This window comes from Shewanella glacialimarina (assembly GCF_020511155.1).
In the GTDB taxonomy this organism is placed as follows: Bacteria; Pseudomonadota; Gammaproteobacteria; order Enterobacterales; family Shewanellaceae; genus Shewanella; species Shewanella glacialimarina.
On record NZ_CP041216.1, the window covers coordinates 2,153,537 to 2,176,679 of the forward strand.

The following is a 23,143-nucleotide window of genomic DNA, read 5'->3' on the forward strand; positions in this document are numbered from 1 at the left end:
CCTTTTTAGTTTTTATGGGGTGAGCAATATGGGTTAAATTGCTATCAATAAGCTTTTTTTAATTGGTTATATCCAATAATACAGCCCCATTACCTTTATTGGCCAAAGTATCGTTCGGGTTATAAATAGGGCAGCTAGTCATCGACAGGCAACCGCAACCAATACATCCTTCAAGTGAATCCCTTAAATCTTCTAGTGCTGTAATTTGTCTATTTAATTGCGTTTTCCACGTTTGCGATAGTTGGGTCCAATCATCTTTGTTTGGCGTTCTTTGATCAGGTAAATGGCTAAACGCGGTTTGAATATCCTGTAGGCTGATCCCAAACTGTTGAGCGGCTTTAATCACCGATACCCGTCGTAACACATCACGTTGGTAACGACGCTGATTACCTTGATTACGCAATGATTTAATTAAGCCTTTTTGCTCATAAAAATGCAATGTCGATACCTTAACACCACAACGCTTAGCCACTTGTCCCACAGACAGATCGTACTCGTTCAACATATTTAAGCCACACACGGAAAATTAAGATTATTAAAATAACGAAAAAAACGCTTTACCTCAAGTTAGCTTGAGGTTTTATGCTGTGTCTAGTTAATTTAATTGGGATTAAAAATGAGGACATATCATGCATTTAGAGCATATAAATATCGTTGTAAAAGATTTAGATCAAACATTAGCTTTTTATCGTGCTGCCATGCCTCATTGGCGGATAAGGGGAGGCGGCGAGTCAACGTGGTACGGCGTACCACGTAAATGGGTACATTTTGGTGATGACAAACAGTACTTATCTTTTAATGATTCTGGAACAGGCAAAGTACGAGAGCTAGCCTCTAATGAAATGGGTGTAGCCCACTTTGCTTATGTAGTTGCTGATTTAAACAGTTTAATAGCACGTTTAAACAATGCAGGGTTTGAAGTACGTATTTGGGGTGGAAATGATCCCCATGCTAAAAGTGTGTATTTTATTGACCCTAATGGTTTTGAAGTTGAGTTTGTTCAGTACCTAAGCGACTTGCCATCAGAACGTAATATTTATCAATAACAAGGAAGTAATATGAGCACTGCAATTATTCTTGGCAGTAGTCGAAGTAACGGAAATACGGCAAGACTTGTTAGACAATATCAGCAAGTCGCTACATCAAACGTCAGTGTGTATGACTTAAATACCTTTAGTATCGGAGAGTTTGATTATGCGTATCAAAACCAATCCGATGACTTCAACTCGCTATTTAAACAGCTACTGACATACCAGAAACTCGTTTTTGCGACGCCAGTTTATTGGTATTCACCCAGTGCAAGGATGAAAATATTTCTCGATAGAATTTCAGACCTACTCAGTCAAGACAAAGAGATGGGTAGAGCGCTACGGGGAAAGTCAGTAGCCTTGTTAGCAACGGGGGGCGATGTGGAAGTAAAGCATTGCTTTGAAGAGATATTCATTCACACTTTTCGCTACTTAGGTTGTCCTTATGAAGGAATGTTATATATTCCATTTGATGGTGATATGCCCAAAATACCCATGGACATATCAGTTAATAGGTTTGTTTTAAACTAAAAAGAATTATAGCCGCGACAAGATAAAAGGCGACTTAGTGTATATCTTATCTGCAATCAATGAGCCTGGAGCGCTGCCTAGCATATACCAGACTTACAACAAAAAATGATTAAACCAACTATTGTAGTGGCGTAGGTTTAGCGCTGTTGAAGTGGTAAAAATTTTAGCGTGCTTGTTATCATGAAAGTTATCAAACTGTTATCTATAGGAATTTGCATAGTTGTTAATAACCTATTGGTCGCTGTAAACAATTTATTAATTGATGATTAATAAGATGGCACTCTGTTGTTAGGTCTGATTTTTAATAGTGATGAACCCTTTAAAAGTAATTGATATGTAAATTGAGTGATCTTTATCCTTTAATGCTTCGTAAAATACAGCGACAACAAAACTTAACTCTCTACAAAAATCTCAAAAAAGGAAAATACAATGTTAAAGAAAGCAATTACAACACTATCGATTATCCTTGCCAGCTTTGCGTTTGTGACCACTTCTTATGCAGAACATCATGGCATGAAAAAAGACATTGTTGATGTCGCTGCTGAAAATGGATCTTTTAACACTTTAGTCGCTGCGGTAAAAGCGGCTGGGTTAGTTGAGACGCTTAAGGGAGAAGGTCCGTTTACAGTGTTTGCACCAACAGATGAAGCTTTTGCAAATCTTCCGGCCGGTACTGTTGAAATGTTACTAAAACCAGAAAACAAAGATAAGCTAGTCGCTGTATTAACATACCATGTAGTATCAGGAAAGGTATTGGCGGCAGATGTGGCTAAAATTGATAGTGCTGCAACCGTTCAAGGTGAAATGGTGATGGTAAAAGTTACTGACGGTAGCGTCATGATAAACAATGCTAAAGTTATTATGGCTGATGTTGCTGCAAGTAACGGTGTAATACATGTAATTGATACAGTATTACTGCCTAAGTAACACATTCGAAAGTCAATCCGTTATAAATATTCCTAATCTGGGCGTTGATGATAGATAACACCCAGATTAGTATTTCTTTTTGCAGTTACACAGAATCTTTTACAGGCTTGTTTTACAGGCATTGTTGTGGTTGAATTAGCCGGACACTTCAATAAAGGAATATAATAATGCCATTATTGAGGTGAATATGACTAAACGAATAAATAAACAATATCCAGATGATTTTAAACAAGAAGCTGTCGCTTTGGTTCTTGAACAAAATTACACGATAGTCCAAGCAGCAGCGTCTTTAGGTATTACAGATAAAATTCTTTATAACTGGGTGGCTAAACAAAAAAAGCTAACTCAAGGCGATGCATTATCTGTAGATGAACGCACTGAGCTCATGTTATTGCGTAAAGAGAATAAACGCTTATTGATGGAGCGCGAAATACTAAAAAAGGCCAGCGCCTTCTTTGCGAAAGAAATGAAGTAAGGTATTCATTTATCAATAATCTTGAGTCGAAATTTCCTATTTCGATGGCGTGTAAAGTGATGCAAGTCAGTTCGTCAGCGTATTACGTTTGGCTTAAAAGGCCTGGTGAGCTTATCACTGCTGACACTCTAGAATTATTTCGTCGAGCTAAAGCATTATTCAAGGCCAGTAGAAACAGCCTAGGTAGCAGAGAGTTAGCTAAAGCATTACGCAAAGAAGGGGTTAGCATTACACGTTATCGCACTATTAAGTTAATGGCGCGATTGAAACTGGTGGTAACGCAACGTCTGGCTTATAAAGTCACCACAAAGCGTAAACACAGTGATAGCGTGGCTGATAATTTGCTTAATATGAATTTTAATCCTGTTGGGCCAAACCAAGTATGGGCAGGTGATGTGAGCTATCTTAAAACAGGTGAAGGTTGGCTATATCTTGCCGTTGTAATGGATTTGTATTCTCGCAGAATCGTCGGCTGGCATATCTCTAAGCGTATGACGAGAAGCTTAGTGGAGAAAGCATTTTTGAAGGCTTACAACTTGCGAAAACCACCTAAAGGCTTAGTATTTCATAGCGATAGAGGTTCGCAGTATACGAGTAAAGGGTATCGACGTTTATTAAAACAATTGAACTGTCGAGCGAGTATGGGTGATGTCGGTGCGTGTTGGGACAATGCAGTTGTGGAGCGTTTCTTTGGTAGTTTAAAGCATGATTGGCTATTAAAAATACCACAGCCAACTCGTCACCATATGTGTGATGATGTAGCTAAATATATGAAATATTACAATCTAGAGCGACTGCACTCGGCAAATGCTGATCAGTCACCGATAGATTTTGAAATTTCTTTTAGAAAAGTGTCCGGTTGGAGTTGACCAGAACACATATACCGACGCTAATCAAACAGAGTGAAAATAGTATTTAACGCCAATCGCTGTCCAACCAATTAAACATCGTCAGGCTATAGTTAATTGAAACTAATAATTGTTTTATCTGATCTGGCAAATCATTTTTTAGCCATATTTTAGGCTTACCAACAAAAGATAAAGCACCAACTTGTTCTTTATTATCAAAAAACTCAAGTCCTGAGCTTAATGATCGCCATGGGGATGAATGTCTCAGCTCAATAATATCCCCCTTTTTTACTAAACTTACATTCTGTGAAATATCTTCGACTTGATAAGACCGATCATCGCTTTTCACTTGAACTATTGTTGTTTGATTTTGATAAGATTTTAATGTCAGCTGCCAAAGTTTTTGATTGTGTGTGATAGCACATACTAGGTATGTTTTTAACCGGGTATTATGACTAGAATGAGAACTTGGTCTAGAAAATTCAATATCATTTGCTTCTGTCTCTTTAGTCAAAGACTGCGAAAAAATTTCACATTTTGATGTAGAAACATTTTCATTATTTTGTTGAAGGGTAAAAGAAAACCTTTGTGTATCATCAACTTCATATTCTGCGCTAATGAATGAAAGAGCATCATGAAAAAGTATATAATTGATAAAACTTATATCTTTCTTTCTATCGACTAAGTTTTTTTGTGAGCTTTTCCAGGATGTTTCTGCGTTTACAACGGAATATATACCCAAATCATTGTTATAAACTGAATCAGGGATCCTAAAGCTAGGATTGTCCAGAATGATGACTGTCGAACTAGTCTGAAACTCATTAGACAGAGGAATTGTTTGATCTATTGTTTGTACACAGGATGTTAATAGTGGCAAGGATAGCGCTATTTTAAGCAAATTTTTAATCATATATTTATCTTTAAATGATCCTAAACTATCACTCAACAAGGAAGGGAAGTTGTTTTGAGTATTTAACTCAGATTGATGAATAGTATTAATAATTCAACACTCTGCCTTTTAAATACCCGTTTTGCAAAGCTTTAATCAGAGAAAGGATAAGTTTACTGCTAGGGTGGGAGACTTTGCATGGTTATGTTTTGGTGAGGCTGAGTGGACAATTATCGATTCTGGATTAAACCGACCTTATATTATGTAAACAGCAGGTCGGAATAGAAGATGAATCTAATTATAATTGCTCGCATTAACGTTGCTTATATTGGGTAGGGCAATAACCTCTGCTTATCTCAGGGTTTCTGAGTTTTAAATGCTTGGTCGCGCGGCCACTGACTCTTTCACGCCACAGTTTGAAGCTTTTAGGTTTAAGGCGACTGCGCATAAATTTAATCACTAAAGGCTCATTCATTCCGAACTGCAGCTCTATTGCTTCAAAAGGTGTTCTGTCTTCCCAAGCCATTTCTATAATTCTTGATTCTTCGCTTAATGAAAATGACATGGTATTACCTTGGATCAGTTAATTATTTCTATAAATACTGTAACGCCAAGGAAGAAGATCAATTTATACAGTAAATTGAGCAGAATTTTCTACTTTGTATACCTAAGTTGATGTGGTTGATAATTAACTTAGGCCGCAGAGGAGGATTGTCAGCTATCAATTTAATTGATGTGAAATATAAAAACTCGCTACAAAATTAAGATAATGACTTTAGTACACCTATTTCGGAAATCTGACTACTAATCCTGTAAGCGGGTTTTTATCAGTTTATCATCTGCTCTTAGCAGTGATTAGTCTGCTGACAGCTCACCAATCAAGTTCATTTGCATCGATTTCTTAATTTCTTCTGGTGTCAAATTTATTGAAAGCAAATAGTGCAATTTTGCTAATGCTGCTTCAATAGTCATATCCATACCACTTATTACGCCAGCCTTAGCTAATGAGTTACCTGTCGCATAACCGCGCATATTGACTTTGCCCTGAAAACATTGAGTCAGGTTGACTAGGACTATTCCACGCTCATCGGCCTGTTTTAATGCCTGTAAAAGCAGTGGGTCCTGTGGTGCATTTCCCACTCCAAAGGTAAGCATGATTAATGCTTTAACCGGTTGCTGTAAAATATTGTTAAATATTTGGGTTGAAATTCCGGGATATAAAGTCACTACCCCAATAGGCTGCGGTTTGATATTAATTACATTTAAAGGCGAGTTTGTCGGCTGAGTGATTTTGCCTTCTTTGATATTAATCTTAATACCCGCCTCAAGTAGTAGCGGGAAGTTAGGTGAGGCAAATGCATCAAAGCCATCGGCATGGGCCTTAGTTGAACGATTACCTCTAAACAATTTATTGTTAAAAAATAAACAGACTTCTGCTATTGGGTAATTGGCAGCGATATACAATGAGTTTAATAAGTTTGTTTGACCGTCAGAACGAAGCTGCGCTAAAGGAATTTGAGAGCCAGTGACAATGACAGGTTTTGATAGCCCTTGTAGCATAAATGACAATGCTGAAGCGGTATAAGCCATAGTGTCGGTGCCATGTAATATGACAAAACCATCGTATTTTTCATAATTAGCTTTTATGTCATTAGCGATGAGTTGCCAATCCGTAGGCGCCATATTTGAAGAGTCAATTAATGGGCTGTATTCCTGGATCACAAAGCTTGGCATTTCTTCGTGATAAAACTCAGGCATAGACTGAACGCAATCGGTTAAAAAGCCAGAAACAGGTGCAAAACCATTAGCGGTTTTTTGCATACCTATTGTTCCGCCCGTATAGGCAACGTAAATAGCGCGTTTAGTCATGGATTAGCTCAAATTAGATTAATTTTACATAATGTGTAAATTATACGAGTTATATTGTCGAATCGATATAAAAAAGCCTGCTAAGCAGGCTTTTTTTACATATTTAATATTTCTATGCTAAAAACTAGAAGTCACATTGCTCACAGTAAAGGTACACTCCCTGCGGGTCATCAAACTTAGCAAAGTCTTCAATCACGCCACTCCACTGGGTTAACATGGTTTCGAGTATGGATGATTTATGCGCAGATACTGGTATATAAGCCGCTGAGGCGCCTATTAACTGTTGAATAAACTGTTGTTCAGTAGTCAATTCCTGTTCAATTAATTTGGTATCAAACTTATCCATTTCAGCCAGTTCTGCAGCTTTTGCGATAGCTTGTTTCATGTCGCCAATTTCATCAACAAGACCTAATTCAAGTGCACGGTTACCGGTCCAAACACGGCCCTGGGCAATATTATCGACTTGTTCAAGTGTCATATTACGCTCGGAGGCAACAAGAGAAATAAACTCATGGTAACCACGTTCTATATGACGTTGAATAACGGCTTTTACATTGGGACTTAAACTGCGAGTAGGTGAGAGACCAGCCCAATCTGATGTTGCTACGCCGTCTGAATTAACACCCAAATGGCTTAGGGTATCTTCAAAGGTGGCAAACATGCCAAAAATACCAATTGAACCGGTAAGCGTCGTCGGAGTTGCATAAATATAATCAGCGCTTGCTGAAATCCAGTAACCGCCAGACGCGGCTAAACTTCCCATACTCACAACAACGGGTTTACCTGCATTTTTAAGTGCCAGCACTTCTTGGCGTATTTGCTCCGAAGCAAATGCACTGCCACCAGGGCTATCTACCCGTAACACCACAGCTTTTACTTTATCGTTTAAACGAGCTTTACGCAGGTATTCAGACGTGGTTTCACCGCCAATTTGTCCAGCGGGCTGGGCGCCATTAAGAATGTTACCTTTTGCGACAATAATGCCTACTGAATCATTTTCAATAAACTGAGGTAGCGGTGCGGTGAGTGATAGGTAATCATTGAAACCTATTTGACGGTATGAATTACCTTCTTTATTGCTACCGACAAGTTCTATCATGGCGAGGCGAAATTGCTCCGCAGAAACAAGCTCATCAACCCAACCCATATTCATTGCCATCAATGCACTGTCACCGTTTGCTTTATCTAACTGAGCTAAATAAGCATCGGTATCAAGCACTAATTGATCAGGGCTAATGCCGCGGTTTTTAGCAACACTAGTTGAATAGCTTTGCCAAATATCGCCCAGCAATTCATCACTAGCAGCTTTGTCAGCGTCAGACATGTCATCACGAATAAAAGGTTCTACCGCTGACTTGAAAGTACCAACACGAAAAACATGGGTGTTAATTTTAAGCTTTTCTAGTGCAGACTTATAGTAAAGGCGATAACGGCTTAATCCGTCAAGACTAACCATGCCTTTAGAGTTTAAAAATAAGGTGTCTGCATAGCTCGCAAGGAAGTACTGGTTTTGGCTGTAACCATCCTCCATTGCAATCACTTTTTTACCGGCAGCTTTAAACTCAGTTAACGCATCGCCAATATTAGTCATTTTGCTTACACCTGCCGAGCGTAAGTTACTTAAATTAAGTACTATGGTGCTAATTCGTGTATCTAGGGTGGCGTTGTTAATCACATAAAGCACATCAGCTAACAGAATTTCAGCATCGGGATTATCATTGCCCTGTGCTAACACAGCTTCAAAGGGATCAACAAAGCGTTTTTGATCGACTATATGACCCGATAAGTCCAGCACTAAGGCTGTTTGATTGTCGAGCACAATTTCATCTTCTGAAGTCATGACCGCAATAATGATGACTGCTAATATGCTGAAAAAAACAAAATTGATAATTAATTTTCTTATAGTGTTCACTGTATTCCATAATAAGGTGAACAACCTTTTTAAAAACGGGGGTTTAGTGGACATTTACCACTCCTATAACATTCTAATAATGTCATCCTAACTGAAAATGGATTTAAATGGTAAATTCAATTGTAAACGTTTTTGACAATCCGCTGTGTCAATGATTGAGCTTTATCAAAGTTAAGGTTATGCTGGTTTCAATCACTTGTTTAAAAAGGATGTTTGAATGTCGTTTCCACACATACTAGAACCTTTAGATTTAGGCTTCACGCAGTTGAAAAACCGCGTGTTAATGGGCTCTATGCACACAGGCTTAGAAGAAGAAAAAGGCGGATTTGAGAAACTGGCAGCGTTTTATAAAGAACGAGCCGCTGGCGGAGTAGGATTAATTGTTACTGGCGGTATCGCGCCTAATATGCGTGGACGTCTTGCGCCTCATGCATGCCAATTAAGCTTTCCTTGGCAAGTCAGTAAACACAAAATTGTTACCGATGCAGTGCATGACGCTGGCGGTAAAATCTGTATGCAAATTTTGCATGCGGGTCGTTACAGCTATCATCCTTTTAGCTTGGCGCCGAGTAAAGTGAAATCACCGATCACGCCTTTTACCCCTTCGGCTATGTCATCAAGACAAGTTAATAATACCATTAAAGATTATGCCAGCAGCGCTAAATTAGCCCGTAAAGCAGGTTACGATGGTGTTGAAGTGATGGGATCAGAAGGGTACTTGATTAATCAATTTATCAGTTCTCGTACCAATAAAAGAACCGATGAATGGGGCGGCAGTTATCAAAACCGGGTTAAGTTTCCTTTAGAAATAGTCAAAGCTATCCGTGACAAAGTCGGTAAAGATTTCATTATCATTTTCCGTTTATCTATGTTGGACTTAGTCGATAATGGATCAACTTGGGATGAGGTTGTTGAACTGGCAAAATCATTAGAAGCCGTCGGCGTGAGTATTATCAATACTGGTATTGGTTGGCATGAAGCGCGAGTACCGACAATTGCTACCAGTGTCCCAAGGGGCGGCTTTGCATGGGTGACAGAAAGATTAAAATCGGAAGTTAGCATACCTTTAGTGGCTACAAACCGTATTAATACCCCCGAAATTGCCGAACATATTATTGCCTCTGGCCAAGCGGATATGGTGTCTATGGCACGGCCATTTTTAGCTGATGCTGAATTTGTTAATAAAGCAGCGGCTAATCAAAGCGAGTTAATTAATACCTGTATTGGCTGTAATCAGGCTTGCCTTGATCATACCTTCTCGATGAAGCGCGCCACTTGTTTAGTGAATCCGCGTGCGTGTTATGAAACAGAAATTAACTTTACCCCAACCCAGGCGAAGAAACGCATAGCAGTTATGGGCGCAGGTCCTGCTGGAATGGCGTTTTCTGTTTATGCAGCAACTCGCGGCCATGACGTGGTGTTGTTTGAAGCGAAAAGTGAAGTGGGCGGCCAGTTCAACTTGGCGCGTAAAATCCCTGGTAAGGAAGAGTTTAATGAAACCATTCGCTACTTTACCAATCAGATTAAACTGCTTAAGGTCGATTTACGTTTAAATACTAAGTTAGATGCCCAAGTATTGAAGCAAGAGCATTTTGATGAAGTGGTGATTTCTTCGGGTGTGGTACCGCGTAATCTTAAGTTAGAAGGTTTTGATGATCCCCGTGTGGTTGATTATCAAAAGGTGCTTAATGGCGAAGTTGAAATTGGTCAAAAAGTCGCATTAATCGGTGCCGGTGGTATTGGTTTTGATATGGCGCATTTTTTATGTGAAAAAGAGTCTTCTACATTGCAACCCGATAAATGGTTAAAGCAGTGGGGCATTGATAAAGAGTATCAGAATCGTGGTGGACTGACAGAAGAAGCGGAGCATCACCCAAGCCGTGAAATCTATTTGCTACAACGCAAAACCACTAAAATGGGCAAAGGCCTAGGCAAAACGACTGGTTGGATCCATCGCTCAGTGCTTAAACAGCATGAAGTTAATATGATGACCGGAGTCAGTTATGAAAAATTTGACTCACAAGGGCTACATATTAAAGTCGGTGATGTATCTCAAATTCTTGCGGTTGATAATGTCGTGCTATGTGCGGGACAAGAATCAAATCGCACCTTAGTGGATGAAATGAAAGCGACAGGGCTACCGGTTCACCTTATTGGTGGTGTTGATGTTGCCGCTGAGTTAGATGCTAAACGTGCGATAAGACAAGGTGCTGAATTGGCTATGTCAATTTAGCTCTTGGATGAGGCAAGTCGCTATTTTTAAAAGCCTAACATTCTGTGTTAGGCTTTTTTATTTATCCTTAAACACAGTTTCTGGTACTAAAGGCAGTGGCCACGGGTATAGCTTAATTCAACTAGCAATATACAGTTTTTCGTCTGGCCTTAAACCTATATATAGGTTTATTCAATTACATCGAAAGTCTACCAAAAAAGAGACTATAAGCGGGCGTTTACGTCATACCTCCCATCATAATAGACTAAAGCTCCAGCACATTTTTGCGCCATTCCTTGTTAGAGATGCCAATTCGCCGATTTCAACTTAATGAATAATTTTCAGTCTATTCGGGTAATAAAGGTTTGCTCGTCATCCACAAAAGCTACAAAGCCGCCGTGATAGATAAATACCCGACCACGCCCCTCAACTAAGCAGGCAAGCTGTGGGTACAAATCTTCTTCGTTACCCTGTCTTTGATATGTGCCGATATCGGTGATTACGCCGCTGAGAGTAGGCAAATATCTATAAGTTCGCTTTGCTTGGTCAACCAGGTTCAATTCGCTGGCGGTAGAGAAGCAAGAGGGTATCGTACCGGCTTCTTCGATAAACATAGTTTTCAGTTCTTCAAAAGCTGTGATCACTAGCCAGTCGATGCTGTTAACATGATGGATAAACATTGAGTTTCTCGGTAATTCTGATGCGGAGATTTTAACATTATCAGGGGCAGAACGTAGTAGATATTTATTAATTCTGTGCAATTTACGGTCATTCACTAGGCCACCTTGCTGACACGTCTTTGCCCCAGAGTGTGTTTGCCATTTTGAAAAAAAGTAAACGTCGTGGCGCTTCGCCCACACCAGACCAAAGGGGCAAAACGCTTGCGCCCCTTTGGAAACCCTCAGCGCCCCAGACGAAAAATGCTGTAAAGCGCATAATTTCGATGGGGATCGATCCAGCTTTAAACTTCATCTGTAACCGGCTTCGGCCATTATCAAAAAGCCCTAACGCTTCCGATGAGCCGTCCCTGGCCCAACGAAAGCTAGCGTGGCACCCATGCCAAGCTCACGGCCTTTTCTCGATGACCTCAATTCAAATTTAGTCTGGAAGGTTTTGTGTCTACTAGTTATGAACATAGTTAAATCGAAGAAGCGAAAATATCATCTGCATAATAACCTGCTGCAGGCAATAGATGAGATTGAAGTCACGGACTGACTTAATCTATCCAATGTAATGTGCATTAAAACATTGAATTAAAGCTATAAAGTAGATTAAAGTATGGAAACTTAAGGACAAAGTAGGGCAACCTCGAACGTAATCATCGAGCGCGCCATTTAGGGAAGAAAAAGCCATTCAATAGCATGTGCCCATCAGCTCCCTTTTTAAAGTTTACTCTGACCCCCTAATTTTAAACAACCTGGTTTTAACCTCGGCTTAGGTAAGAGGGTAATATTGCTCTTAATGCCGCTTTACAAATAGGAAAATGTTTTGAGAATAATTGTATTACTTCTACCCATAATATTTATATGTTCATGTTCATCAGTAGATGAACATTCTGCTTGTGCATTTGTTATTGGTGCAAATGATAGCAATCAAAGAATAGAAGAAGAAAATTCAAGACCAAATGCTCGAGAAAATAGCAAAGCTGGCATAACAAATGTTATCAATGGGGTTTTAAGTGTTTTTTCTGAATTAATAAATAAGTCTGAAAAAGAATGTGAGTTTTAAACCAGGGCGGGAAGTCACTTAATTAATTACATATTTCCCCAAAAAAGAAGGTATAAAGCAAGAGAAAGCTGAAAGCATCTACTTTCTTGATCTTATGAGAAATATATTAATTTCTTATAGGGAAATGCATCGAATGCATCAGTTGATTAAGTGCCTGTTTAATTATTACTATTTAATTCATCAAAAAGCCGCTTAATCGGGTAGCCGGAGGTGTCTAGCCTCCAGTCCCCACACCACCCTGCATGCGGCTCCGCACAGGGACGTTCATTTAGACGCCTAACCTAAACTTACTGGTTAACTATTTATTACAATAGTTAACTGCGATCCATCTCTTAGTGAACATAAGCCCGCTTCTTAAGATAGTCATTACAAATGATAATGCAAATCGTAAACTTTAGAGCCTAAGCACTAACAAGCTTTTGTCCAAAAACGAGTTAACTCTTGTTCTGATTTAGCTTTTACTACAATCACAAATGAAGCTAAATCGAAGAGATAAAAATGCAGGTGCAGATGAGCCAGCGAGTATCCAAAACAGGGCGAAGTTTCACTAAGTGAAACTTTTCTGAGCGAGAGGCATGGATGCCGAACTGGCTGTTTAACATGGATGTTATTTGTTTTGGTTAAGCCCACATGGATGCTGATTTTAAAACCAAGAGCCGGCGTCTAGCTCAATCATTTGTACATGGAGTCACATTTTGAGCCCATTCTGTCCAGAAGTGAGCTTGAAGCTCATCAAGCTTTATCATTATCGCTCGGCGATGAACGTCGCATGTATATTATCGATGCCAATTAACCTCTTAGGTATTTTGTGCGGCTTGTTTTGTTACTTGCGCTACTACCTTCTTTGCAACCTCATCTATTATTTGCTCTGTTATCGAACATTTATCGCCCCACTTTTGTGCATTTAAACAACTGTTTTAATGGGTGCTAAATAAGCCAAATATTCTTATTTATTCATAACGCACTGTAATTAAATAATATTGTCTGTCTTATTATTGTCATTAATCTGTCTTCTTACTGTTACTTAACACTGGCATGGTAGCTGCTATTACTTGTTATGGTGCAGAGCATGGAGACAAATATGGGGCTAGAGAAGTTACTGTATTTGCAGGGCGTTGGGGCAGAGTTTATTGACTGCTTTGGCAGGCATGTAAAAATTGATCAACACGATAGGCTAGGGATAGTAAAAGCGATGTTGGCACCAAATGGCCATGAGCCATTATCAGCATCCTTAAGTAAGCATCTGCCAGTTAATAGCAGTATTAATAAAAGCATTAACAATAGTATCAGTCACGATGAACCTTTGAGTGTGTCTATCGTTGAGGAGACTGTTTATACGTTAGATGCAAAGCCATGGTTATCGATATTACCTTCTTTTCAATACAGTTATGTATCAATGGCCGCTGCACACATTCATTTACCTGAACAAGATGCTGTGGTTAGGGTTGAAATCATTTTTGATCAAATGAGTCGCCGCCCTATAGATTCACCTAGCAGCGCTGTATTTACTTGTCGTACGAGTGACATGGCCATTATTGGTGAGTATTACTACCAAGGTGTTCGTTATTGCCGCTATCAATTTACCCTCAATCAATTTACTGAATTTGCTATTCCTGATGGTTATCATCATATATCGGTAGAAATTGAGTCTGCAGCGAATATAAACACGGTTTCTTCTGCCTCAGCAACTTTACTTATTGCCCCTAATCATTGTTTTGATGCTGGGCTGGTTAAGCAAACCCAACAAAAATTGTGGGGAATAAGCGTCCAACTTTATAGTTTAAAAAAGGGCGGCGAGGGTTTTGATGCAATAGGGGACTTTAGCAGCTTAAAAAAAATGATTGAATATAGTGCCTCTATGGGGGCTGATTTTGTCATGCTTAATCCTTTACATGCACTTGATATTACTAATCCAGACAATTGTAGTCCCTATAGTCCAACAGACAGAAGACGACTGAATCCACTCTATATCGATCTTGATGAGATGCACAATCTGTTAACTAAAGACAGTAATACTTATGTTGATATGAAACATAATGATTTTTATGTGAAAATAAATCATTTAAAAAATATCAGTTACAAAAAGGTTTTTGACTATAAATATCGCTCATTTGTAATTATGTATGAATTATTTTCTGCTAATAGTAAGGCTGTAAATTCAAGTTATTATCAACAGTTTCGCCAATTTGTTGAGCAAGAAGGTCAGTCACTGCAGCAGTTTTGTGCAGATCAGGTATGTCAATCTCCCCAATGGCTAACTATGCCAGAAGAGTTTTATGCCTATTTGCAGTTTATCGCGGTAGAGCAACTTAAGGCATGCCAAGCATATTGCACATCCCTTGATATGAAAATCGGCCTGATTGGTGATTTAGCCATAGGCGCCTTACTTAGTGGCAATGAAGTACAAAGCAATATTGGTCAGTTTTGTACACAAGCCAGTATTGGTGCGCCGCCAGATCCTTTTTCGGCAAGTGGCCAAAATTGGGGGTTAACGCCATTAGATCCCGTTAAGCTGAAACAGGCTGACTATCAACATTTTATTGATTTGCTTCATACTAATATGCGCTTTTATGGTGCAATTAGAATTGATCATGTTATGGGATTACTCAGACTCTGGTGGTGGCCTGTCAATAAACACTGGGGCAACGGCGCCTATGTTTACTACCCATTAGAGACTCTACTCGCCATTGTTTGTATTGAGAGCCATCGCGCTAATTGCGTTGTTATTGGTGAAGACTTAGGCACGGTTCCGCCTGAAATTATCGATGCTATGGCTCAGCGTAATATTTTATCGAATCAATTATTTTATTTTACTACACAACAACATCAGTTCTGTCCGCCTGATTCACACAAAACCAATAGTTTAATGATGTTGGCTAATCACGATGTCGCACCATTAAAAGCCTGGTGGCAAGGTGAAGATTTATTGATCCGTCAGCGCTTAGCGCAATATGAGTCAGAACAGGATTTTATCACCGAAGCTGAGCAACGTGACGTTGATAAATGGCACCTTATTGATTGGCTAGTTATCGGGCTTGGCCAAGTTAAATCTGGTGGCCTGCACTTGCCTGTTGACGTCAGTTTGTTACTTGCAGAATTACAAAACTTGTTAAGCCAATATCATCAGATACCTGTCGACAAACGTGCACCTCACATGGGCTTAAAAAAAGCTTTATCTGAATTAGTTTTCAATCGGTTACTTAATGCTTGGCTGATTGTGGCGTCAACAAGTAACTCGACATTATTTTGTGTCCAGCTTGCTGATTTGATGGCTGATAACCACTGCGTCAATATTCCGGGAACCTGGAAAGAGTTTCCTAATTGGCAACGCCGATTACCGATGACCTTGACGCAACTGTTTCAAGATAAGGCCATTCAGCAACGATGCCAATTAGTCTTGGCGAGCAGAAATCACCACAACCAAAATGAATAGCCAGAACAACTTAATACCGTTAGGCCAGCAAACGACAAAAATTACCTTATGGAAGCCATTATGATGATAACAAGTGCCACCAATATTCATGCTTCAGTGCTTAGTCAGATAAGTGTGGGTCAATTTAACGATGTGTTCTCGCAACTTGGAATGCATTATGTTGAAGAGATTAAATCACTTGTTATAAATTGCTTTTTACCAGAGGCAAGTCAGGTTGAGGTGATTGATTTAAAAAGTGGTCGTAAAGTGGCAACACTGACTGCGGTTGATGCTGGTTTTTTTAGTGGCAAAATTCCCCGTCGTAAAAATAAGTTTCAATATCTATTGCGAGTCAGTTACCCGCTTAGTGTGGTTGAGATTATTGACCCTTACCAATTTGATAGCCTACTTGATGATAAAGATGTTTATTTATTCAACGAGGGCTCACAGTTACAAGCTTATTTATTTCAAGGCGCTAATTGGCAAACCCACCAAGGTATTAAAGGGGTTCACTTTTGCGTGTGGGCGCCTAATGCACAAAATGTTGCGCTTGTTGGCGATATGAACCATTGGGATCCGCGCCGTCATATATTAAGACGACATCCAGCAAGTGGCTTGTGGGACATCTTTATCGCTGATGTTGATGCCGGCATGCATTATAAGTTTAGTATTGAAGATGCGCAGGGCAATAGGCATGAAAAGTCAGATCCCTACGCCAAAATGATGCAGGCTGCACCGGGGAATGCATCTATTGTGACTGATGTTGATGCTTATCAATGGCAAGATACTAACTGGAAGACACAAAGGATAGCTAACGCACAACAATCTAGTCGTCAAAGTTGCAATCAACCGATGGCAATATATGAGGTGCAACTAGCCTCATGGCGCCGCAAAGGGGACACAGGTGAATGCTTTTATGACTATCAGCAATTAATCGATGAACTTATTCCCTATGTCAAAAAAATGGGTTTTACACATCTGCAATTAATGCCGATCAGTGAATATCCATTTGATGGTTCGTGGGGTTATCAACCCGTAGGCTTGTATGCACCGACCTATCGTTTTGGCAAACCAGAAGGCTTAAAAGCCTTTATCGACAGTTGTCACCAACATGACCTAGCAGTGTTGCTTGATTGGGTACCGGCACATTTTCCTAAAGACCCACACGGCCTGGCTCGTTTTGATGGTTCATGTCTTTATGAACATGCCGATCCACGCCAGGGAGAGCACCCAGATTGGGATACCCTTATTTATAACTATGGCCGAGCGGAAGTTAACAGTTTCTTGTTAAGTAATGCTTATTACTGGTTAAGTGAGTTTCATTTTGACGGCCTTAGATTAGATGCCGTGTCGTCAATGTTGTATTTAGATTATTCAAGAGAACAAGACCAATGGTTACCCAATGAACACGGGGGCCGTGAGAATTTAGCTGCGATAAGTTTTCTAAAACGACTGAATATCGAAATGTATCAAGCTTTTCCGGGCATAGATATGGTCGCTGAAGAATCTACCGCTTGGGGCGGAGTGACTCAAAGTACCGAGCATCAAGGTTTAGGTTTTGGTTATAAGTGGAATATGGGCTGGATGAATGACTCGCTTAGTTATTTAAAGCGCGATCCGCTTTATCGCTCTCACCACCACAATGAACTGACATTTGGTTTAGTGTATGCCTATACAGAGCAATTCATACTGTCGGTTAGTCACGATGAAGTGGTGCACGGTAAGGGTTCGCTCATTAATAAGATCCCCGGAGATGACTGGCAAAAATTTGCTACTTTACGGGCCTACTTTGGTTTTATGTGGGCTCATCCAGGCAAGAAGCTGTTATTTATGGGGTGCGAATTTGCACAGCGAAACGAATGGAATCATAACCTAAGTTTAGATTGGCATTTACTAGAGTATCAAGCTCATCAGCAAATACAGCACTGGATCCAAGATCTTAATGCACTTTACCTGCACACCCCGGCATTATATGCACTTGATACTCATCCGGCGGGTTTCAGTTGGCTTGATTGCCATAACGAGGCCAATAGTATTTTAGTGTTTGCTCGATTTGGCAAACAGTCTAATGAGCATGTAGTGATTGTGATCAATATGACACCAACAGTGCACCATGATTTTCGCATCGGTTTACCTCAACATACAGCTTATCAGCAAGCGTTAAACAGTGATTATGCCCGCTATGGCGGATCGAACCTGATTAATGAGCATGCTATCGATGCTGAAGTTCAAGCATGGCAAGGGCAAGATTACAGTGCGCTGATAACAGTGCCGCCATTGTCCTGTGTGATTTTTACGCCAGTCATTAAACCGTCTGTAAAATCACTCTCGCAACCTAAAACAAAAGCAAAGTCTGAGCCTAAAGCTAAATCAAAGCCGAAGACGTCATCTAAAACCTAAGGGTAATCGATAAAAACTGGTTAAGTCCGTTTATTGTTTTTGTGCGTGTTGTAAAGGAGTGGTGAGTATGGTTAATCGAACTGAAAGTAATGATAAGGTTGAGTATAAACCGTCAATTGTCGCAGGCGTTAATCACCTAATACTCGATGAAGGTATGCCTTATCCTTTAGGGGCAAATCTAACCGAGAATGGGGTGAATTTTTCACTGTTTTCAGCCAATGCCACCAAAGTCATATTGTGTATATTTGATCCCATTTCACAGCTTGAAATTGCCCAATACATATTGACCCATAAAACCCATCATATTTGGCATGGTGAGTTAACCGGCGCTAAAGCTGGCTTGCTTTATGGTTATCGAGTGTTTGGACCATATCAGCCTGAACTCGGACATCGATTTAATCATCACAAGCTTCATCTTGACCCCTATGCACGAAAACTGGTTGGTGAATTGCAGCATAGTAATGCCCTTTATGGATACGATGTTGATGACGCCAGTGCAGATCTGTCGTTTAGTCAGCAAGATAATGCCGCCTTTATGCCCAAATGTGTAGTGGTTGATATTGAACGCATTAAGGCGATACCTATAGCGCCGATAAGGCGCGAGCTTAACCACAGTATCATTTACGAAACCCATGTTAAGGGATTTACCAAACTGCATCCAGATTTACCACGTGAGATGTGCGGTACATTCGCAGGCCTGTCTCATCCCGCAGTTGTAGAGTATTTAACTCAACTTGGGATCACGGCAATTGAGTTACTCCCTGTACATGCATTTTTTGACGAACCTTTTTTGGTAGAGAAAAAACTCAATAATTATTGGGGTTATAACACAGCAGGATTTTTTGCACCGCATCCACAATATCTGGCATCAGATGATATTGCTGAGTTTAGGCACATGGTGTCAAAGATGCACCAGGCCGGTGTCGAGGTTATTTTAGATGTGGTTTATAACCATACTGCAGAAGGTAATCATTTAGGCCCAAGTTATCATTTTAAAGGCATAGATAACGCAAGCTATTACCGTTTAATGCCTAATGAACCTCGCTTTTATATTAATGATACTGGCTGTGGTAATACCCTTAATGTTAACCATCCTCAGGTTTTAATGTTAATCATGGACTCATTACGGTACTGGGTTGAAGTGATGGGAGTAGATGGTTTTCGCTTTGACCTTGCTAGCTGTTTAGGCCGTGAAAATTATGGCTTTGACCCAGGCAGTGGATTTTTTGATGCGTTAATGCAAGACCCAACATTGTGCCGGGTTAAATTAATTGTTGAGCCATGGGATATTGGCCCCGGTGGATATCAATTAGGTAATTATCCTGTGGTATTCAGTGAATGGAATGACAGATACCGTGACACCATGCGCCGATTTTGGCGTGGAGATAATGGCATATTGTCTGAGTTTGCCAAGCGGTTCCATGGCTCAAGTGATTTCTTTGAACACAATGGCCGCGGCCCCGCGGCAAGTATTAACTTTATTACCAGTCATGATGGTTACACTCTGCATGATTTGGTGTCTTATCAAGCTAAGCACAACTTGGCTAATAACGAAGATAATAGAGATGGTCATCAAGAAAACTTCAGTTGCCATTATGGGGTAGAAGGCGAAACAGAAAGCAGCAAGATTAATACTGTGCGCAGCCGTCAAAAACGTAATTTTTTAGCGACTTTATTGCTATCTCAAGGCGTACCTATGTTGTTAAGTGGCGATGAAGCTGGCCACACCCAACAAGGAAACAATAATGCCTACTGCCAAGATACGCCTGATAATTGGTTCAACTGGCAAGCCATTGACTGGGATTTGGTTCATTTCACCCAAGAATTGATCAAATTGCGCAAGCATTACCCTTTGCTATGTCATAAAGAGTTTATCCACCAGCCTGAAGCCTTATTTGATAATGGCATTGCCTGGTTCAATAAACTAGGTGAGCCAATGACCAAAACGCTGTGGAGTGAACATCACTGCCGCACATTAACCGTTATTGTTACTGGCAATTTGCTTGAAGCTGAAGTCGGCGCCATTCCCGAAAATACCCAAGCGTTAATGCTATTTATTAACGCTGATGAACAACAGCAAACCTTCCACCAACCTAACTTAATCCATTTTGGACATTGGTCCTGTGTGTTGCATACCCAAAGCGATACCCAGATAGATGTTGCACAAACTCAAGCTAATCTTGATGGTAAATTTTACCTTCAACCCCGTAGTTTGATGATATTTCATAGCCATTTTCAAGGAGTGGAACATGACCGCAGCTAAAACTGTTAGTGCGAATAAATCGACAAACAAAAAGCCAGCTAAGCCCAAGAGTCACACTAAATCAGAGTCTGAGTCAGAATCTAGCGCAAAGAGTACATCCTTAGCCAGTAATGCGTTAACTGATCAAGTGTTAACCAAATCTGAACCTTGCGATCCCTGTGATTCATTGGCAGCAAGTGTTGCAAGGCAAATTCGTTATGGGTTATGCCACAGTGAGCACCAAGACTCATCGCTGTTTGAGGCTTTAGCATTAGGTGTCAAAGAGCAAATGCTCGATAAGTGGCGATCTACACGTATTAAAGATAATCAATTTGATCAAAAACAAATTGCCTATTTGTCACTTGAGTTTTTAATGGGACGTGCTTTAGGTAATGCTTTACTGAGCTTAGAGTTAACTGACGAGACCCGTAAACTGCTCACTGACTATGCCATTCAGCTAGAAGTCATTGAAGAATATGAGCATGACGCAGGCCTTGGCAATGGTGGACTGGGGCGACTCGCTGCATGTTTTTTAGATAGCTGTGCCAGCCTTGACTTAGCCGTGACGGGCTATGGTATTCGTTATCAATATGGCATGTTTGCCCAAAAAATAGTCAATGGATATCAAGTAGAAAAGCCCGATCGCTGGTTACGCCAAGGTAACCCCTGGGAAGTGAGAATGCCCCACAGGATTGTGTCAGTACCCTTTTTTGGCCACTGCACAACCTATCAAGATAAGGCCGGTAATACTCAGCATGTTTGGCAAGATTGTCGCTCAGTGCTGGCTGTGCCCTACGACATGCCAGTACCAGGTTACCGTAATGGCCGTATAAATACCCTAAGGCTTTGGAAAGCAGAAGCCAATGATGATTTCGATTTAGCAGAATTTAATGATGGCGATTATGCCGAAGCGGTGGCCGATAAAAACTTAGCAGAACAAATTACTATGGTGTTGTACCCCAATGATGCCAGCGAGAATGGTAAAGAATTACGCTTAAGACAACAGTACTTTTTAAGTTCAGCAAGTTTACAGGACTTATTGGCCCGATATGTGGCGATATACGGTGAAGACTTTAGCCAGTTCAGTGCTAAAAATGCAATTCAGCTTAACGATACTCACCCAAGTATTGCCGCGCCAGAATTAATGCGCCTATTGATGGATGAACATGGCTTAGGTTGGGATAGCGCTTGGTCAATCACCTCACAAACCTTAGCTTACACTAACCACACTTTATTGCCGGAAGCGCTTGAGCGCTGGCCGGTACCATTAATGCAGCATATGTTGCCACGCATTATGCAAATTATATTTGAAATCAACGCTCGATTCCTTGAACAGGTTGCCCATCAATGGCCGGGGGATATCAAAAAGTTAGCTGCGATGTCGATTATTGAAGAAGGGCCAGTGCAACATGTTCGTATGGCTTACTTAGCCATTGTGGCCAGTTTTTCGGTCAACGGTGTAGCAGGTTTACATACGCAGTTATTAAAAGCAGGCTTATTTAATGATTTTTATCAATTATGGCCAACTAAATTCAATAACCGTACTAACGGTGTCACACCAAGACGTTGGTTAGTGAATTGTAATCCTTTATTAACCGATTTGATCAATAGCAAACTTGGAGATGCCTGGATTAACGATCTGTCGCATTTAACTGCGCTAAATGCGTTTACCTCTGATAAAAAGTTCGTCAAACAGTGGGCCGAAGTGAAAAATGCCAATAAGCAAGTGTTGGCAACGTTTGTGTTGGCAGAAAGTGGTGTGCAGTTTGATACAAGTATGATGTTTGATGTGCAGGTAAAGCGTATCCATGAGTACAAACGCCAGTTGCTTAATATCATGCACGTTATTCACCTGTACCAGAGAATACTAGCTGGCGATACTCAAGACATGGTTCCGCGCTGTGTGTTGATTGGTGGTAAAGCTGCGCCTGGTTATGCGATGGCTAAACAAATTATCAAGTTAATCAATAATGTGGCGCATATGGTTAACAATGACCCAGCTGTTACGCCGTATTTACGGCTTGCTTTTTTGCCTAATTATAATGTCAGTGCAATGGAGAAAATCTGCCCAGGTACCGATTTATCAGAACAAATATCAACCGCAGGTAAAGAAGCCTCTGGTACCGGCAATATGAAGTTTATGATGAATGGCGCGCTAACAATTGGCACCTTAGATGGCGCGAATGTTGAAATGTTAGCGGAGGTCGGCCAGGAAAACTTTTTCTTGTTCGGCTTAACCGCAGAGCAAGTCCAATCACTCAAACCCTATTATCAGCCACAAAAGTATATTAACGCCTCCCCAGCGCTACAAGGAGTACTTGATATGTTAGCTGGTGGCCATTTCAATTTAGTTGAACCCGGCATATTCGACAGCATCATCAATGCCATTAAAGATCCCCACGATCAATGGATGCTAGCAGCAGACTTTGATGAGTACTGCGGTGCGCAATCAGCCGTGGCCAAACTTTATAGCGATCAAACCTTGTGGCAGCAAACCAGTATTCGTAACACTGCTGCCAGTGGCCGATTTTCAAGTGATAAAACCATCGCCGGCTATCGTGATGATATTTGGCTCAAACATGTGTGATGTCTAGGTTTTGAAAGTAATCAAAGTAATGTCAGTTAAATAGTAACAACAGGGATGTTAACGCCCATTTAAACCTAATCGTT

General features: G+C 40.4%; 16 protein-coding genes. 10 read left to right on the forward strand and 6 right to left on the reverse strand.

Features of this window, described 5'->3' with window-relative positions:
• Window positions 1-58: 58 nt before the first annotated feature.
• Window positions 59-505: a redox-sensitive transcriptional activator SoxR gene (gene soxR, locus FJ709_RS09370; protein ID WP_226415694.1), complete on the reverse strand. Its 447-nt coding sequence runs from the start codon at window positions 503-505 to the stop codon at window positions 59-61.
• Between the two features lie 121 nt (window positions 506-626).
• Between soxR and FJ709_RS09375 the strand changes: the two genes are divergently transcribed.
• The 4 genes from FJ709_RS09375 (at window position 627) to FJ709_RS09390 (ending at window position 3,830) form a co-directional block, all read left to right on the forward strand.
• A complete protein-coding gene (locus FJ709_RS09375) occupies window positions 627-1,046 on the forward strand; it encodes a VOC family protein (protein WP_226415916.1) in 420 nt (139 codons plus the stop codon).
• A gap of 12 nt (window positions 1,047-1,058) precedes the next feature.
• Entirely contained in the window at window positions 1,059-1,559 is a 501-nt protein-coding gene (locus tag FJ709_RS09380; protein ID WP_226415695.1) for a flavodoxin family protein, read from the forward strand.
• Window positions 1,560-1,988: 429 nt separating this feature from the next.
• Entirely contained in the window at window positions 1,989-2,486 is a 498-nt protein-coding gene (locus FJ709_RS09385) for a fasciclin domain-containing protein (RefSeq protein WP_226415696.1), read from the forward strand.
• A 187-nt stretch (window positions 2,487-2,673) separates the two neighbouring features.
• Window positions 2,674-3,830 (forward strand): IS3 family transposase gene (locus FJ709_RS09390; RefSeq protein WP_226410792.1). Its coding sequence is split into 2 segments (ribosomal slippage): window positions 2,674-2,920 and window positions 2,920-3,830, totalling 1,158 coding nucleotides; the frame shifts between segments, so codons are not numbered across the junction.
• A gap of 46 nt (window positions 3,831-3,876) precedes the next feature.
• On the opposite strand, the gene FJ709_RS09395 is transcribed toward FJ709_RS09390, so the two are convergent.
• From FJ709_RS09395 to sppA, 4 genes are all read right to left on the reverse strand, one after another.
• Complete coding sequence (locus FJ709_RS09395) at window positions 3,877-4,719, reverse strand: hypothetical protein (protein ID WP_226415697.1); 843 nt, start codon at window positions 4,717-4,719, stop codon at window positions 3,877-3,879.
• A 292-nt stretch (window positions 4,720-5,011) separates the two neighbouring features.
• Entirely contained in the window at window positions 5,012-5,263 is a 252-nt protein-coding gene (locus tag FJ709_RS09400) for a TIGR03643 family protein (RefSeq protein ID WP_226415698.1), read from the reverse strand.
• Window positions 5,264-5,553: 290 nt separating this feature from the next.
• Window positions 5,554-6,567: an asparaginase gene (gene ansA, locus FJ709_RS09405; protein ID WP_226415699.1), complete on the reverse strand. Its 1,014-nt coding sequence runs from the start codon at window positions 6,565-6,567 to the stop codon at window positions 5,554-5,556.
• Window positions 6,568-6,691: 124 nt separating this feature from the next.
• Window positions 6,692-8,533 (reverse strand): signal peptide peptidase SppA, encoded by a 1,842-nt coding sequence (gene sppA, locus FJ709_RS09410; protein WP_226415700.1) that lies wholly within the window; start codon window positions 8,531-8,533, stop codon window positions 6,692-6,694.
• A gap of 163 nt (window positions 8,534-8,696) precedes the next feature.
• Here sppA and FJ709_RS09415 point away from each other — a divergent pair, with 163 nt between their 5' ends.
• On the forward strand, window positions 8,697-10,712 hold the full coding sequence (locus FJ709_RS09415) for an NADPH-dependent 2,4-dienoyl-CoA reductase (protein ID WP_226415701.1): 2,016 nt from the start codon (window positions 8,697-8,699) through the stop codon (window positions 10,710-10,712).
• 320 nt (window positions 10,713-11,032) lie between these two features.
• Here FJ709_RS09415 and FJ709_RS09420 read toward each other — a convergent pair whose 3' ends face one another.
• A complete protein-coding gene (locus FJ709_RS09420; protein WP_226415918.1) occupies window positions 11,033-11,371 on the reverse strand; it encodes a cytosolic protein in 339 nt (112 codons plus the stop codon).
• Window positions 11,372-12,179: 808 nt separating this feature from the next.
• Between FJ709_RS09420 and FJ709_RS09425 the strand changes: the two genes are divergently transcribed.
• The 5 genes from FJ709_RS09425 (at window position 12,180) to FJ709_RS09445 (ending at window position 23,060) form a co-directional block, all read left to right on the forward strand.
• On the forward strand, window positions 12,180-12,419 hold the full coding sequence (locus FJ709_RS09425) for a hypothetical protein (protein WP_226415703.1): 240 nt from the start codon (window positions 12,180-12,182) through the stop codon (window positions 12,417-12,419).
• Window positions 12,420-13,488: 1,069 nt separating this feature from the next.
• Window positions 13,489-15,852, forward strand: a complete 2,364-nt coding sequence (gene malQ / locus FJ709_RS09430; protein WP_226415705.1) for a 4-alpha-glucanotransferase — start codon at window positions 13,489-13,491, stop codon at window positions 15,850-15,852.
• Between the two features lie 60 nt (window positions 15,853-15,912).
• The gene (glgB, locus tag FJ709_RS09435; protein WP_404830027.1) at window positions 15,913-18,231 is read left to right on the forward strand and encodes a 1,4-alpha-glucan branching protein GlgB; all 2,319 of its coding nucleotides are present in this window, start codon (window positions 15,913-15,915) and stop codon (window positions 18,229-18,231) included.
• A 154-nt stretch (window positions 18,232-18,385) separates the two neighbouring features.
• Window positions 18,386-20,494, forward strand: coding sequence for a glycogen debranching protein GlgX (gene glgX, locus FJ709_RS09440; protein WP_226415920.1), 2,109 nt, complete (start codon window positions 18,386-18,388; stop codon window positions 20,492-20,494).
• A complete protein-coding gene (locus tag FJ709_RS09445; RefSeq protein WP_226415706.1) occupies window positions 20,481-23,060 on the forward strand; it encodes a glycogen/starch/alpha-glucan phosphorylase in 2,580 nt (859 codons plus the stop codon). The genes glgX and FJ709_RS09445 overlap by 14 nt, the downstream gene beginning before the upstream one ends.
• The last annotated feature ends 83 nt before the right edge of the window (window positions 23,061-23,143 follow it).